Consider the following 14,044-nt stretch of genomic DNA (forward strand, 5'->3'; position numbering starts at 1 on the left):
TCCTTATTCGGTGGCGTTGAGGGCATCGCCGACGGCGTTGATCAGCGCATCGATCTGCGCTTCGCTGCTGATGAACGGCGGCGCCAGTTGCAGGGTGTCGCCGCCGTAGCGCACGTAAAACCCGCTTTCCCAGCAGCGCATCGCCGCTTCGAAGGGCCGCCGCGCCGGTTCGCCGGGCCGCGCCGCCAGCGTGATGCCGGCCGCCAGGCCGATATTGCGAATGTCGGCGACGTGTTTGGCCCCCTGCAGGCTGTGCACCGCGCGCTCGAAGTAGGGCGCCAGCGCCTGTACGCGCTCCACCATTTGTTCGCGCTGCAGGATGTCCAGCGTCGCCAGCGCCACCGCGCAGCTGACCGGATGGGCGGAGTAGGTGTAACCGTGCGGGAATTCGAGCTGGTAGTCCGGCTCGCCGCCGTTCATGAAGGTGTGGTAGATCTCCGGCCGCACCACCACTGCGCCCATCGGCTGCGCGCCGTTGGTCACCTGTTTGGCGATGTTCATGATGTCCGGCGTGACGCCGAACGCCTCGGCGCCGGTCATCGCGCCGCAGCGGCCGAAGGCGGTGATCACTTCGTCGAAGATCAGCAGAATGTCATGCTGGGTACAGATCTCGCGCAGGCGCTGCAGATAGCCGACCGGCGGCACGATCACCCCGGCGGAGCCGGAGAACGGTTCGACGATCACCGCGGCGATCGTCGAAGCGTCGCGCAGCGCGATGATGCGGTTGAGCTCTTCCGCCAGCTCCGCCCCCTGTTGCGGCATGCCGCGCGAAAAGGCGTTGCCGGCCAGCAGGGTGTGCGGCAGATGGTCCGCCTCGGCGCCGGCGCCGAACGCCTTGCGGTTGCCGGCGATGCCGCCGACCGAGATGCCGCCGAAGTTAACGCCGTGGTAGCCCTTTTCCCGGCCGATAAAGCAGGTTTTGCCCGCCTGGCCTTTGGCGCGCCAGTAAGCGCGCGCCATTTTCAGCGAGGTGTCCGCCGCTTCCGAGCCGGAGCCGGTGAAGAACACGTAATCCAGCCCCGCCGGCGTCAGCGCCTTGATTTTGTTGGCCAGCTCGAACGACAGCGGGTGGCCGAACTGAAACGCCGGCGAGTAATCCAGCGTCGCCAACTGGCGCTGGGCGGCGTCGGTGATTTCCTGCCGGCCGTGCCCCAATCCGCAGCACCACAATCCGGACAGGCCGTCGAAAATCTTTCTGCCGTCGTGGCTGGTGTAATACGCCCCTGCGGCCTGAGTAATGATGCGCGGCTGCGCTTTAAAATTGCGGTTGCCGGTAAAAGGCATCCAATGGGCTTCTAACCCTTCGGCATCGAGACGATTAAGCGAATAATTTTCAGCGGCCATGTTTTCCTCCGGGCAGGAAAATAAGTGCGATTAATTAAATAAAATGAGTTGTTAACGAATTGTTGTACGAAATTGACTATGTACCGCTTGTTCTCTACTGTGAATAATCATATGTCGAAACTTACTTAAGGTTTTATGCAAGTAAAAAAGCGCGCGTTGCTGGGACAATTGTCGGATATGGATCTGCGTTTGCTGCGGGTATTCAAGGCCGTGGTCGACTGCGGCGGCATGAGCGCCGCCGAACTGGAGCTGAATATCAGCCTGTCGACCATCAGCAAGCACATCAAGGATCTGGAGCAGCGGCTGGGCCTGACGCTGTGCCAGCGCGGGCGCGAGGGCTTTGCGGTCACCGACGAGGGGCTGATTATCTACCAGGAAACCGTCAACCTGCTGGCGGCCACCGAGGCGTTCCGGCGCGGGGTGGATGAGGTGCACCAGCGCATGGGCGGGCAGTTGCACGTGGCGATATTCGACCATACGGTCAGCAATCCGCAGGCGCAGATCGGCCGGGCCATCGCGTTATTCAGCGAGCGCGCGCCGGAGGTTTCTTTGCAAATGTACGTGGAGCCGATTAATACCATTGAACGTGGCGTTATTGACGGGCAATTTCAGGTTGGTGTTATTCCCATGCACCGCAGTGCGGAAAGTTTATCTTATCATTCGTTATTCAGTGAGAGGATGTTCTTATATTGCGGTGCGCAGCATGAATTATTTTCCGCCCGCCATGAAACATTAAATTGGGATCTGCTGCACAATTATGCTTTCGCCGGATTGGGCTACCATTCGCCGAATATGGAACTGAGCCTGCAGCAACATTTGCATCGCAAGGCGACGGGGTTCGCGCAAGAGTCGATCGCCACGCTGATCCTGTCCGGCAAATACGTCGGCTTTTTGCCGGATCACTACGCGGCGTTTTTTGTGGCGCAGAACCTGATGCGGGCGATCAAACCGGCGCTGTTCCGCTATCACTGCGAGTACTCCAGCGTGCTGCGCCGCTCGCCGGTGCCGCAACGGGTGGTGAAGCTGTTCCATGAGTGCCTGCTGGCGGCCCACGGAACAGCGTGACGCTTACTGTTCTTTCTTCTTGCCGAAGATTCTGATCAGCGCGCCGACCAGGATGCCGACCGCGATGCCGGCGAAGATCCAGCCGATGATGCCCATTTCCTTAACTCCTGCTAGTGCGTTGATCTGATTATATAATCATTCGACGCGAAACGCCTCTTCGATCATCCGTTGCCGCTGCGCCGGCGCATAGTCGATCCAGGAATTCTTGCTGTTGGATTTCTCCAGCGCTACCGCCAGCTCCTGGCCGGAAATCGGCAAATCGTCCTGCCAGAACGGCGCGATGGCGTGGCGGGTGATGAAATCGGTCAGGTAGCTCTCCGGGCTGCCCTGCCAGTGCGGGTACAGTCTGGCGGCCAGCTCGGCCATCAGCGCGCGCTGCTGCGGCTGTTCGCTGCTTTCCAACAGGGCGAGGAACGGCAGCAGTAGGCGACCGCAGACCTGCCCGTGGTGGTAGTCGCGCAGCGCGCCGATCTCGCCGGCGATGCCGTGAATGACCCCCAGCCCGGCGGCGCTCAGCGTCAGCCCGCCGAGGTAGGAAGCCTGCATAATGGCTTCGCGCGCCGCGTCGCTGCGGTTAAGCGCCGGCCAGGCGGCGAGGAAGTGGCGGATGCCGCTCAGCGACATATCGCGCGTCATGGCGCCGGCGGTTTTCGACAGATAGGCCTCGAACAGGTGGGTGAAGGCGTCGATGGCGCAGTAGGCCAGCACCTTGTCCGGGGCGCCCGTCAGCAGCTGCGGGTCGAGAATGGCGGTGTGCGGCACGAAGTTGTTATGGCGCAGCGAGGCTTTCACCTTGCTGACCTGGGTATCGGTGATCACCGCGTTCTGGGTCACCTCGCTGCCGGTGCCGGCGGTGGTGGGAATGGCTATCAGCGGCAGGGTGGCGCCGCTGATTTTGCTGTCGCCCACCTTTTCCATATAGCGCAGCGTTGGCAGCGGGTGCTCAACCAGCGCGGAGAACGCTTTGGCGGCGTCCAGCACGCTGCCGCCGCCGATGGCCACCACGCGCCGCGCCTGGCCGCGCCAGCGTGCCACCCAGGCGTCGATTTCCTGCGGCGACGCCTCGTGGCTGACGATTTCTGTGCCGATGAGCAGCGGCGTCAGCGCTTCGCGCAGGCCGGCGTACACCGGGCCGTTGAGAAAAGAGCGGCAGCTGAACAGCAGCGTCGGCTGCGGGTCGGCAAGCAGCAGCGGCGGCAGCTGCTGGATGCTGCCGTGGCCGAACCAGGTCTGGCGGTTGGCGATGATGTGGCTGACGGACATGAGGTCTCCTTGACGGCGTTGCAGGTCGCGATGCCACAGCATAAGCCAGCGGGCGCGGAGCGGCCACCGCTTTCCCCGCCGCGGCAACCTGTGAGTTGTTTAACATGTAAACGATCGCGCTCTTGCATTTCGGCGCTGCGGATGCTTTTTTTAACAGTACCGGCCGTCGTGCGGCCAACCCCATCCGAAATCGGTAGATTGTTAATGTGTTAATAATGGCGAGGCGGGTATGGAAATTCAGGTTGAACGCTTGTCTGCGGTGATCGATGCGGTGGCCAGCCCACGCTTTTATCCCAGCCTGTTGAACTGGCTGGAAGGGTTTTTCGCCTTCGACAACGCCATCGTCTATGCCTTCGAACGCGGCCGGCCGCCACGCTGCCTGATTAAAACCGAGCGCGAAAACAGCGACGCGGTCAATCAGCTCTACCAGCAGGGCGCCTACCTGCAGGATCCGTTTTACCGCGCGCTGAACGACGGCGGCGAAGGCGAGGTGCTCACGCTGCGCCAGCTGGCGCCCTGCGGGTTTTATCACAGCGACTATTACCGTAATTTTTATCGCAAGACCGGCTGGCACGACGAGGCCGGCGTGCTGCTGCAGCTGACGCCGGAGCGCGGGCTGGGCGTCTTTTTCGGTTCGGCGCGCCGCACGGTGGCGGTGCGCTACCCGCAGCGGGCGGATTTGCGCAGCGCGTTGACGCTGGTGAAAAGCGTGGCGCGGTTGCACGGCGAAGTGGTGGCGGCGCCGGCCGAGGCTGCGACGGTGAACGATGACGGCGCCCAGGCGCGCTATCTGCTGACGCCGCGTGAGCGCGAGATTGTCGATCTGATCCTCGCCGGCTGCGGTTCGCAGCAGATTGCCGACCGGCTGTTCATCAGCCTCGGCACGGTAAAAAACCACCGCAAGAACATCTACGGTAAGCTGAACATCGGTTCGCAGGCCGAACTGTTCAGCCTGCTGCTGACCGCCCCGCAGCGACGCAGCGCGTGAATGTATCGATCTATCCCCTATAGCTTTCAAGCTACAGCTAGGCGGCCAGGACGAGCGTCCCCAGGAGCTTACTTAGGTAAGTGACTGGGGTGAACGTCAGCAGCCAACAACGCTGTAGTTTGAAAGATGAAGGGGACGAATGTCCCTAAGGGGACATAGCGGCACGGCTGCTGCCTCCCGATAATCCGATGTCATGGCATAGGCAATCGGGAGTGCGGCAGTGAACAACGAAATCGAGTCCTTAACCTACTACGCGGCGACCAAAAAATACGATCTGCGCTTCCCGACGCTGGAAGAGGATCTGGACGTTGACGTGGTGATCATCGGCGGCGGCTTCTCCGGCATCAACACCGCGCTGGAGCTGGCGGAGAAGGGCATCACCAACATCGCCATTCTCGAGGGCCGCTATCTGGGCTACGGCGGCACCGGGCGCAACGGCGGCCAGGTGATGGCCGGCATCGGCCACGATCTGGAGAAGATCAAACGCCACGTCGGCCCGTCCGGGCTGGAAACCATCTTCAAGATCAGCAACCTCGGCGCCGGCATTATCCGCGAGCGCATCAAGAAATATGACATCGACGCCGACTTCTGCTTCGGTTACGGCTACCTCGGCAGCAATGCGCGCCAGGAGAAGACCCTGCGCGGCTGGCTGAAGGAGTTCAGGGCGGTGGCGCCGCAGGAAGAGATCGAACTCTACACTGGCGCGGAAGTGAAGCAGGTGGTGGGCTCCGACGCCTACACCTGCGCGCTGAAACACATGGGCGGCGGCCACGTGCATTCGCTTAACCTGTTGCTGGGCGAGGCCAAGGCGCTGAGCGGCTACGGGGTGAAAATCTTCGAGAACAGCAGCGTGCTCGACGTGGAGTATGGCCCGCGCATCACGGTGCGCACCGCCATGGGCTCGGTGCGCGCCAACAAGATGCTGTGGGCCTGCAACGGCTTTCTCAACGGCATGGAGCCGCAGATCTACCGCAAGACCATCAATACCTACGCCTTCCAGCTGGCCACCGAGCCGCTGTCTGACGATCTGATCCGTCAGATCAGCCCGATCCGCGGCGCCTACAGCGACATCCGCCCGGTGATCGACTATTACCGGGTGACCAACGAGAACCGGCTGCTGTTCGGCAGCGCCACCCGCCTGATCGAATATTTCCCGTCGGATCTCAAGGCCTGGAACCGCAACCTGATGCTGAAGGTGTTCCCGTACCTGAAAGACGTGAAGATCGATCTGGCCTGGGGCGGCCCGCTGTGCTGCAGCGCCAACCTGTTCCCGCAGATCGGCACGCTGCCGGATCGCGACAACGTGTTTTACGTGCAGGGCTACTCCGGCTTCGGCGTGACGCCGAGCCACATCGTGTGCAAGGTGCTGGCGGAGGGCATGAGCGAAGGATCCGATCGTTACGATCTGATGAGCTCGATCCCGCACGTCAACATCTTCGGCAAAGACAAGCTGCGGCGGGTGATGACCACCGCCGGTAAGGTTTGGCACCAGACATCCGGCTACTGGAAAGGCCGCCGTTAATCCTCAGAGGAGAATGACATGAAACCGTTACTGCTTAAACAACCGCTGCCGGAACTGCTGGAGATCGGCAGCGTCAGCAACCTGGGCGCCACGGTGATCGCCGGCACGCCGAACGTCGGCGTGGCCAGCATCTTCGGCGAACCGACCGACAACCTGAACTGCGGCGTGTTCAGCTGCACCCGCGGCAGCTTCGTGATGGAGTACCCGTTCGCCGAGCACGCCACGGTGTGGGAAGGCAGCGCCACCCTGACCAACGAACGCACCGGCGAGTCGGTGCAGTATCAGGCCGGCGACTCCTGGTTCGTCGAGAAGGGCACCCCGGTGCGTTGGGACATCACCTCGGACCGCTTCGTCAAACACTACCTCGCCATCGTCGAGGGCTGACGCTTTTATGCCCCCTCAGCCTGCTGAGGGGGAGCACCTTAGCCCAGCGCCCGCGCAATAAAATCGGTCACCCGCTTGAGGATCTGATCCTTATTGGTTTCGTTAAAGCTCTCGTGCCGCCCGCCTGCATTGATCAGCTGTTCGAAATCGTCGCCCTGCAGACGATCGAGCGCGGTTTGCGTTTCGCTCATCAGCACCAGCCGATCGTCGTCGCCGTGGATCCACAGCGTGGGCAGCGCGCCGAAGCCCGGCCCGGCGTTGATGGCGGCGAGCATCCGCTGCATGGCGCGCAGGGTGGGGCGCTTGAACGGCCCGTGCCACACCAGCGGATCCTCCTGATAGGCCGCGCCGACCGCCGGATCGCGCGCCAGGGTGGCGGTATCCAGCGGCGAGTCGGGGATCGTCGGCAGTTCGGCCAGATCGGAAATCGCCGTTCTGTCGCCGAGCAGCGGGCCGGACAGCACCAGCGCGCGCACTTCCTCGCCATGGCGCTGCACGTAGCGGGTGGCGATCATGCCGCCCATCGAGTGGCCGATCACCACCAGCGGCAAGGTGGGATATTGCTGCCGGAAATGGCTGACCACGCGCTGCACGTCGTCGACCACGGCGTCATAATCATCGATCAGCACGCGTTCGCCCTGTGACAGGCCGTGGCCGAGATGGTCGGGGCCGAACACCCGCGCGCCCTGCGCCTGCAGCGTGCGCGCCACGTATTGATAGCGGCCGAGGTGCTCGCCGTAGCCGTGCACCAGCAACGCCAGATAGCGCGGCTTGTCGTTTCCCCAGTCGTGCACGGCGATGTCGCCGTGACGGCCTTTGATAAAGCTGACGGTTTGTTCGGACATGTTATTGTTCTCATGGTGGTAGGGTTGCCCTTCAGCGTAGCGGCTGGCGGCGAGGTTGTCAGGGGCGCCGGGTGCGGCGCCCGCAGAGAGGGGGGTTACAGGCCGAACTGGCGTGCCAACTCGTCGAGCGCTTCACGCTGGAAGCGGTTGAACGCGTCGCGCGGCTGCTGTTGCTGGATGAACGCCAGCAGCGGATCCTGGACTTCCGTGCGCACGCCGCTCAGCTGTTCCATCACCGCCAGCCCGCAGAACGGCACGTAGGATTCGGCGTAGCCGCCTTCATGCACCATCACCAGTTTGCCGCCGCACAGCCGGTCGGCGGCCTCCTGCACCAGCGCGGTCATGGCGCGGAAGCTGTCGCTGTGCAACTGCATGCGCGCCAGCGGATCGAGCGCGTTGGCGTCGTAACCGCAGGCGACGATGATCATCTCCGGCTCGAATTTTTCCAGCGCCGGGATGATGATGCGCCGCATGGCGTGCAGGTAGCCGTCGTCGCCGGCGCCGGCCAGCATCGGCACGTTAACGTTGCAGCCCGCCCCGTCGCCTTCACCGCGATCCCGTTCGCCGGAATAGCCCGCCGGGAAGCAGCCGTCCTGATGCAGCGACAGCGTCAGCACGTCGCCGCGCCGCCAATAGATGTGCTGGGTGCCGTTGCCGTGGTGCACGTCCCAGTCGAGCACCGCCACTTTTCCGAGGCCGTAACGGGCCTTGGCGCGCTCGATGGCGATCGGGATATTGGCCAGGAAGCAGAAGCCCATCGATTGATCCGGCAGGCAGTGGTGGCCCGGCGGGCGCGACAGCGCATAGGCATTATCCAGCTCGCCCTGCAGCACCGCCTCCACCGCCGCGCAGGCCAACCCGGCGGAGAGTTTGGCGATTTCATAGCTGCCCGGCCCCAGCGGCGCCTCTTCCCCCAGCAGGCCGCCGCCGCTGTCGCTCACCTGTTTGAAGCGCTGCAGATAGTGGGCGGGGTGGATGCGCAGCAGGTCTTCTTCCGTCGCTGGTTCGGCGCTCAGCAGGGTGAGCTGGCGCGACAGGCCGGACACGTCCATCAGGTTCTTCATGCGCCGTTTGGTTTCCGGCGATTCGGCATGGCCGGCGCCCGAGGGCGGTTGCACCCAGCCGCCGACCGGCAGGGTGGTGGCGTGCAGGCCGGTGCTGTGCCAGAAACAGCGTTCATCAAACAAGAAACCGGTTGTTCTTTTCACCTTTCTCCTCCTGTTATACGGCGCGGTGCGCGCGGTGCAGCCAGCGAAATCAACAGCAGCGACAGCAGCGCGCAGCCCAGCGCGCCGAACAGCAAGGCGTTGAAACCGCCGGAAGATTCGATCAGATAGCCGGCCAGCGTCGGGCCGATGGCCATGCCGCCGCCGATCACCATGTTGATGCCGTTCATCAGCTTGCCGTCGTTATCCAACCCGGCGACCCGCGCCAGAATGAACGGCAGCACGAAGGTCCAGGTGAATTTGAACAGCAGGGCCGCCAGGGCGAAGCGCAGCAGCAAGGGTTGACCCGCCAGCAGCGCCACGCTGGCCAGCAGCAGGGCGTAACCGAGCGCGATCGGGCGCCCGCCGCCGAAGCGCGCGCCGATCAACGCTGCGGCGCCGGCGCCGACGATGCCGAGCAAGGTGGCGACGGCCAGCACCTGGCCGCTGTGGGCCGGCGATAGCCCGGCGCCGGCGGCGATGCCGCCGATAAAGGTCCAGACCGCGCTCAGGCTGATGTAAAAGGTCAGCACCGCCAGTACGGCGCACAGCTTGCGCGTCGGCGAGGCGGCGGCTCCGCTGCGGGCGCTGCGCGCGGCGGTGAAACCGTTGGGAAACGCCGGGATGAGCGGCAGGCAGCACAGCATGATGGCGGCCAAAATCAGGTAGACCGCCATCAGGCCGAAGTGCGCGAACAGCGGCGGCAGCGCCAGCAGCCCCACCGCGCCCAGCACCAGCTGGCCGAGCACCCAGAAGGCATAGACGCGGCTGGGATTGGCGGTGCCGGCGGCGCAGGTGATGCACAGGATCATCAGGGTGCCGCCCGCCAACGAGGCGATAAAGCGCAGCGGCAGCAGCAAGGTGAAATCCTGCACCAGCGCCGAAGCCAGGTTGCCGGCGATAAACACCAGCGCCGACAGCGCAGCGACCCGCCGCCAGTTGATGCGCCCGATCCACCACCACGCCGGCAGCGTGGCCAGGCTCATGGCGCCGAGTTCGGTGGAGAACAGGCGGCCGATCTGCGCCGGGCCGAGCTGCCACTGCGCGGCGAGCTGGGCGGCCACGGCGGGTGCGGTCATCAGAATGCCTGGTGCGATGGCGGCGAAGACGATAATGGCGGTCAACAGCCGCGGCGGGCAGGGGAGCGCCGCGCCGGCGGCGGGCGCGGAAACCGAATCACTGGACATAAACCTTATTCCCCAAGCGTTGAGTGACGATGAAATATCCCGCCCGGCCCGATTGCGGGCAGGGGGGAGCCGCGCCATAAATGGCGAATACGTTTTGGCGTTATTTTCCGGCCGCCGGCAGCGGCGGCCGTTATCGGGCGTTAACCGTGGGCGAGAAAGCCGCTGGCGACCAGTTCGGTGCGGTTCACCACGTCGGTTTTGGCGAAAATGTTGCGCATATGGGTTTTCACCGTGGACAGCGAAATGCCCAGCTTCAGGGCGATGCGCTTATTGCTGGCGCCTTCGCGCACCAGGTTGACGATCTCTTGTTCCTTGGCGGTCAGCAGCTGCGCCTCGCTGTCGGGCAGCAGATCGCGCGTCGCCAGCTCGATCAGCGGCAGCACCGCGCGCAGGCGGCCGCGCTCCACGTCGGTAAACGGCGTATCGCGGATCAACGACACCCCGGCGACGATGCGTTTGCGTTGGCGAATGAAAATTTCCGTCATGTCGCGCATGTCGTTCGGCAGCATAAAGTCGTGGTAATAGCGGCGGTTGTCGGCGATCGCCGCCGGGCTCATGCCGACCATGGTGATGTCTTGCCGATGGAAGTTGGCTGGCTGCAGCGGGTCTATTTGCTGAAAGTGGTTCAGGTATTGCTGATGCGTTTTATCGGGCATGCCGTGCAGGATGTAGTGATCCGGCCGCAGGTCGCGATCGACCAGATAAAACACCCCGGCGGACACCGGGATCAGGTGCGTGATGGTCGCCAAACAACTGTTGATAAAGGCATCGGATGCTGTGCTGTGCATGATTCGTGTTCCTCCCTTTATCGTTCAATCTGGAGAATGTTGGCGGTCAATATATGAACGATACAAGCATAGTTGTAGCAATTTGGCAACACAATAAAAACATATTAACAACGTGAGGCCGATTGCAATAAAACACAGAAATAACAAGATGACACTGCGTTAATCAGGGCTTTTTTGTTCGGATTTATCGCGATTTTCATTAATAGGTTAATGAAATAATTCGACGTTTTTCCCGCTGAATTTACAGCGCTTTTCAACGCCTGCCCGGGGGAGGGCCTCGCCGCTGCGCGCGTGCTACAGCCGCCGCTGCCCCTCGTTCTTAAGAACGATAGCCAGGCTTTTCCGCCGCTTCCTGTATTGCGCATTGAAGATAGCGCCAGTCGGCGCCAAACGTATAAGACGAAAAAATGATGACCTTGCTTGGGCTGAGCCGATCCGCTTCATGCTGAGCGAGCGCGCCGCCGTGAGCGCGGCCGCAGGTTGAAACCGTCTCGTCCTTAAGGACGATAGTCAGCATTTTCCTTTCCTCTCTATAGTGAGATGACCGCCGCTGGCGGTGAAAAACCTGCAAGCACCTGCATGCATCAGGCCAAAACTATAAGAGGAAATAACCATGAACCTGTCGTCGCGGTTGCACGCCCACCTGGCTCGAGGCAAGGTCGGCTTTCCCACCACCCTGGCCAGTTCGGTCGGGGTGATCATGGCCAGCCCGGTGATCCTGACCGTCACCAGCGGCTTTGGCATCGGCGGCGACACCTTCGCGCTGGCGATGCTGATCGCTTTCGTCATGATGCAGGCGCAGCTCACCACCTTCTCCGAAGCGGCGGCGCTGCTGCCGACCTCCGGTTCCGTTTACGACTACATTTCCTGCGGCATGGGGCGCTTTTTCGCCATCACCGGCGCGCTGTCGGCCTACCTGATCGTGCATATCTTCGCCGGCACCGCCGAGACCATTCTCTCAGGCATTATGGCGCTGGTGAACTTCGAACACCTCAACACCCTGATGGAAAGCCACAACGCCTCCTGGATGGTCGGCGTCGGGCTGGTCGTCGTGTTCGGCCTGCTCAACGCGTTCGGCATCGAGGCCTTCGGCAAGGCGGAGATCGTGCTGACCTTCGCCATGTGGAGCACGCTGGTGATTTTTGGCATCGTCGGGCTGCTGTCGCCGCATGCGGTGCCGCTCGAGGGCTGGTTCGGCAGCACGCTGAGCCTGAACGATCCCTTCGCGGTGTTCAGCCTGATCGGCATGGCGATGTTCATGTTCGTCGGCTGTGAGCTGGTGACGCCGATGGCGCCGGAGATCAAACGCTGCGATCGGGTGATCCCGCGCGCGATGGCGCTGGGGCTGTGCGGCGTGGCGGTGTGCATGGCGCTGTATGGCGCGGCGCTCAGCCACCAGGTGGAAAACGTGGTGATCGACGCCGCCAGCGGCACACGTCTGCTGGAAACGCCGATGGCCATCCCGGCGTTCGCCAGCCAGGTGATGGGCCAGTTCGGCAAATATTGGCTGGGCGTCGGCCTGCTGCTGGCGGGTGCCGCGACCATCAACACGCTGATGGCGGCGGTGCCGCGCATTCTGTACGGCATGGCGCTGGACGGCGCGCTGCCGCGCATGTTCGCTTATCTGCACCCGCGCTTTAAAACGCCGGTGGTCGGCATTCTGGTAGCGGTATTGATCCCCTGCGTACACGCCTTCGCTATTCAGGGCAACCTCGACAGGATCATTCCGCTGGTGCTGGCGGCGGTGTGCGCCTGGGGCGTCGCCTACCTGCTGGTGACCTGCTCGGTGGTGATCCTGCGCGTACGCCGCCCCGATCTGCCGCGCGCCTATAAATCGCCGTGGTTCCCGCTGCCGCAGATCGTTTCCAGCGTTGGCATCGTGCTGGCCATCGTTTACATCACGCCGCCGGGAATGAATCCGAGCGATATCTACATTCCCTTCGGCTGGATGATCGGCCTGACCGCCGCCTATGCGCTGTTCTGGACGCTGTGCGTGCAAAAAGTGAATCCGTTCAAGCCGGTGCCGGTCGAGCAGGTGCTGGAGAACGCGTTCGCCAAGGGTGAAAACGAGGAGGCGCAGTTTGATCGGCTTACTTCCCTCACTTAATCGCGCCTGGCGGCGCGCGCCGTCGGGCTATCGGCCGGGCGCCGCGCTGGATCGTCTGGCGCGCAACCTGGAGCCCTATACATGCGAACGCCTGGCGCCGGGCCTGCTGCGGCTGACGCTGCCGCAGGGGTCGCAGATCGAGGTCAGCGAACAGGTGCAGGGGCTGTTTCTGGCGCATATCGTCAGCCACCGCTTTCGGTTGCAGGGCACGTGCACAGCGCAGCCTCCGCTGACGCTGGACGTGGTGACCGGCGGCTGGCTGCGGCGGCGCGGAGTGCGCTATCTGCTGCGCCAGCGCCATGCGGCCGCGCAGCGGCTGTTGGACGGCCTGCTGCGCTACCCGCAGATCGGCGAGACGCTGGCGCAGCTGGATTTTCGCCGCGTGCGGCTGACGGTGAACGACGGGCGCTGGCAGGCGGATATCGAGCATTTCGCCGCCTCGGAGGTGGTCAGCCGCGTGCCGGCCGGCCGCCGCTATCTGCGGCTGGATGCCGAACAGCGGCGGTTGCTGTTGAGCAGCCTGCTGATGATCGGCCAACTGATGGAGAAGCTGAATCATGAATAGAGTGGTTGTGATTACCGGCGGCGGCACCGGTGTTGGCGCCGCCTGCGCCCGTTTGCTGGCGGCGCAGGGCGATCGGGTGTTCATCATCGGCCGCCGCCCGGAACCGCTGGCGGCGCTGGCGCAAGAGATCGGCGCGCAGGCGCTGGTGGGCGACGCCGCCAGCGGCGAGAGCTGGGCCCACACGCTGCTGCCGGCCATTCTGCGCGACGCCGGGCGCATCGACTGCCTGATCGGCAGCGCCGGCGGCATGGGCTTCAAGCGCATTACCGAGATGAGCGACGCGCAGTGGCAAGGGGCGATGGACAGCAACCTCAACAGCGCTTTCGCCAGCGCGCGCGCCTGCCTGCCGGAGCTGATCAAGAGCGGCGGCAACCTGCTGTTCGTGGCCTCTATCGCCTCGCTGGCCGCCGGGCCGGAGGTCTGCGGCTACGTCACCGCCAAGCACGCGCTGATCGGCCTGATGCGCTCCATCGCCCGCGACTATGGCCCGCTGGGCGTGCGCGCCAACGCGGTGTGCCCGGGCTGGGTGACCACGCCGATGGCGGACGAAGAGATGCAGCTGTTGATGGACGCCCATCAGATTTCGCTGGAGCAGGCTTACCAGATGGTCTGCCGCGACGTGCCGCTGCGCCGGCCGGCCAGCGCCGAGGAGATCGCCCGCGTCTGCCGTTTCCTCTGCTCCAGCGAAGCTTCAATCATTACCGGCGCGACGCTGGTGGCCGACGGCGGCTCCACCATTGTCGATGTGCCGACCCTGGCTTTCACTTCCCTATAAGGAGCA

General features: G+C 63.5%; 14 protein-coding genes. 7 read left to right on the top strand and 7 right to left on the bottom strand.

The window, feature by feature from the left end:
- Nucleotides 1-3: 3 nt before the first annotated feature.
- Complete coding sequence (locus ACUTQY_RS14220; protein ID WP_046688179.1) at nucleotides 4-1,344, bottom strand: aspartate aminotransferase family protein; 1,341 nt, start codon at nucleotides 1,342-1,344, stop codon at nucleotides 4-6.
- Nucleotides 1,345-1,479: 135 nt separating this feature from the next.
- Here ACUTQY_RS14220 and ACUTQY_RS14225 point away from each other — a divergent pair, with 135 nt between their 5' ends.
- Complete coding sequence (locus tag ACUTQY_RS14225) at nucleotides 1,480-2,409, top strand: LysR family transcriptional regulator (RefSeq protein WP_033651382.1); 930 nt, start codon at nucleotides 1,480-1,482, stop codon at nucleotides 2,407-2,409.
- Between the two features lie 135 nt (nucleotides 2,410-2,544).
- Here the strand turns inward: ACUTQY_RS14225 and ACUTQY_RS14230 are convergent, their stop codons facing one another.
- Nucleotides 2,545-3,672: an iron-containing alcohol dehydrogenase gene (locus tag ACUTQY_RS14230; RefSeq protein WP_046688180.1), complete on the bottom strand. Its 1,128-nt coding sequence runs from the start codon at nucleotides 3,670-3,672 to the stop codon at nucleotides 2,545-2,547.
- A 229-nt stretch (nucleotides 3,673-3,901) separates the two neighbouring features.
- Here ACUTQY_RS14230 and ACUTQY_RS14235 point away from each other — a divergent pair, with 229 nt between their 5' ends.
- From ACUTQY_RS14235 to ACUTQY_RS14245, 3 genes are all read left to right on the top strand, one after another.
- Complete coding sequence (locus tag ACUTQY_RS14235) at nucleotides 3,902-4,660, top strand: helix-turn-helix transcriptional regulator (RefSeq protein WP_046688181.1); 759 nt, start codon at nucleotides 3,902-3,904, stop codon at nucleotides 4,658-4,660.
- A gap of 220 nt (nucleotides 4,661-4,880) precedes the next feature.
- Entirely contained in the window at nucleotides 4,881-6,182 is a 1,302-nt protein-coding gene (locus ACUTQY_RS14240; protein ID WP_033641752.1) for an NAD(P)/FAD-dependent oxidoreductase, read from the top strand.
- Between the two features lie 18 nt (nucleotides 6,183-6,200).
- Nucleotides 6,201-6,566 (top strand): cupin domain-containing protein, encoded by a 366-nt coding sequence (locus tag ACUTQY_RS14245; protein WP_015376517.1) that lies wholly within the window; start codon nucleotides 6,201-6,203, stop codon nucleotides 6,564-6,566.
- 38 nt (nucleotides 6,567-6,604) lie between these two features.
- On the opposite strand, the gene ACUTQY_RS14250 is transcribed toward ACUTQY_RS14245, so the two are convergent.
- From ACUTQY_RS14250 to ACUTQY_RS14270, 5 genes are all read right to left on the bottom strand, one after another.
- Nucleotides 6,605-7,411: an alpha/beta fold hydrolase gene (locus tag ACUTQY_RS14250; protein WP_046688182.1), complete on the bottom strand. Its 807-nt coding sequence runs from the start codon at nucleotides 7,409-7,411 to the stop codon at nucleotides 6,605-6,607.
- 95 nt (nucleotides 7,412-7,506) lie between these two features.
- On the bottom strand, nucleotides 7,507-8,619 hold the full coding sequence (locus ACUTQY_RS14255) for a class II histone deacetylase (RefSeq protein ID WP_089195437.1): 1,113 nt from the start codon (nucleotides 8,617-8,619) through the stop codon (nucleotides 7,507-7,509).
- Complete coding sequence (locus tag ACUTQY_RS14260; protein ID WP_046688184.1) at nucleotides 8,616-9,803, bottom strand: MFS transporter; 1,188 nt, start codon at nucleotides 9,801-9,803, stop codon at nucleotides 8,616-8,618. The genes ACUTQY_RS14255 and ACUTQY_RS14260 overlap by 4 nt, the downstream gene beginning before the upstream one ends.
- Before the next feature lie 140 nt (nucleotides 9,804-9,943).
- Nucleotides 9,944-10,591: a helix-turn-helix transcriptional regulator gene (locus ACUTQY_RS14265; protein ID WP_046688185.1), complete on the bottom strand. Its 648-nt coding sequence runs from the start codon at nucleotides 10,589-10,591 to the stop codon at nucleotides 9,944-9,946.
- Nucleotides 10,592-10,910: 319 nt separating this feature from the next.
- Nucleotides 10,911-11,108, bottom strand: a complete 198-nt coding sequence (locus tag ACUTQY_RS14270; protein WP_033651374.1) for a hypothetical protein — start codon at nucleotides 11,106-11,108, stop codon at nucleotides 10,911-10,913.
- Nucleotides 11,109-11,204: 96 nt separating this feature from the next.
- Between ACUTQY_RS14270 and ACUTQY_RS14275 the strand changes: the two genes are divergently transcribed.
- From ACUTQY_RS14275 to ACUTQY_RS14285, 3 genes are read left to right on the top strand one after another with little or no spacing between them, the layout of a single operon-like run.
- Nucleotides 11,205-12,698, top strand: coding sequence for an APC family permease (locus tag ACUTQY_RS14275; RefSeq protein ID WP_046688186.1), 1,494 nt, complete (start codon nucleotides 11,205-11,207; stop codon nucleotides 12,696-12,698).
- Entirely contained in the window at nucleotides 12,673-13,263 is a 591-nt protein-coding gene (locus ACUTQY_RS14280) for a DUF3156 family protein (RefSeq protein WP_046688187.1), read from the top strand. Before ACUTQY_RS14275 ends, ACUTQY_RS14280 begins: the two co-directional genes overlap by 26 nt.
- Nucleotides 13,256-14,038, top strand: a complete 783-nt coding sequence (locus ACUTQY_RS14285; protein WP_046688188.1) for an SDR family NAD(P)-dependent oxidoreductase — start codon at nucleotides 13,256-13,258, stop codon at nucleotides 14,036-14,038. The genes ACUTQY_RS14280 and ACUTQY_RS14285 overlap by 8 nt, the downstream gene beginning before the upstream one ends.
- Nucleotides 14,039-14,044 lie beyond the last annotated feature (6 nt).

Source organism: Serratia sp. TSA_130.1, from assembly GCF_052691795.1.

Coding starts and splice junctions, on each gene's coding strand:
- ACUTQY_RS14220 (WP_046688179.1), bottom strand. CDS start 1,344: ATGGCCGCTGAAAATTATTCGCTTAATCGTCTCGATGCCGAAGGGTTA.
- ACUTQY_RS14225 (WP_033651382.1), top strand. CDS start 1,480: ATGCAAGTAAAAAAGCGCGCGTTGCTGGGACAATTGTCGGATATGGAT.
- ACUTQY_RS14230 (WP_046688180.1), bottom strand. CDS start 3,672: ATGTCCGTCAGCCACATCATCGCCAACCGCCAGACCTGGTTCGGCCAC.
- ACUTQY_RS14235 (WP_046688181.1), top strand. CDS start 3,902: ATGGAAATTCAGGTTGAACGCTTGTCTGCGGTGATCGATGCGGTGGCC.
- ACUTQY_RS14245 (WP_015376517.1), top strand. CDS start 6,201: ATGAAACCGTTACTGCTTAAACAACCGCTGCCGGAACTGCTGGAGATC.
- ACUTQY_RS14250 (WP_046688182.1), bottom strand. CDS start 7,411: ATGTCCGAACAAACCGTCAGCTTTATCAAAGGCCGTCACGGCGACATC.
- ACUTQY_RS14260 (WP_046688184.1), bottom strand. CDS start 9,803: ATGTCCAGTGATTCGGTTTCCGCGCCCGCCGCCGGCGCGGCGCTCCCC.
- ACUTQY_RS14265 (WP_046688185.1), bottom strand. CDS start 10,591: ATGCACAGCACAGCATCCGATGCCTTTATCAACAGTTGTTTGGCGACC.
- ACUTQY_RS14270 (WP_033651374.1), bottom strand. CDS start 11,108: ATGCTGACTATCGTCCTTAAGGACGAGACGGTTTCAACCTGCGGCCGC.
- ACUTQY_RS14275 (WP_046688186.1), top strand. CDS start 11,205: ATGAACCTGTCGTCGCGGTTGCACGCCCACCTGGCTCGAGGCAAGGTC.
- ACUTQY_RS14285 (WP_046688188.1), top strand. CDS start 13,256: ATGAATAGAGTGGTTGTGATTACCGGCGGCGGCACCGGTGTTGGCGCC.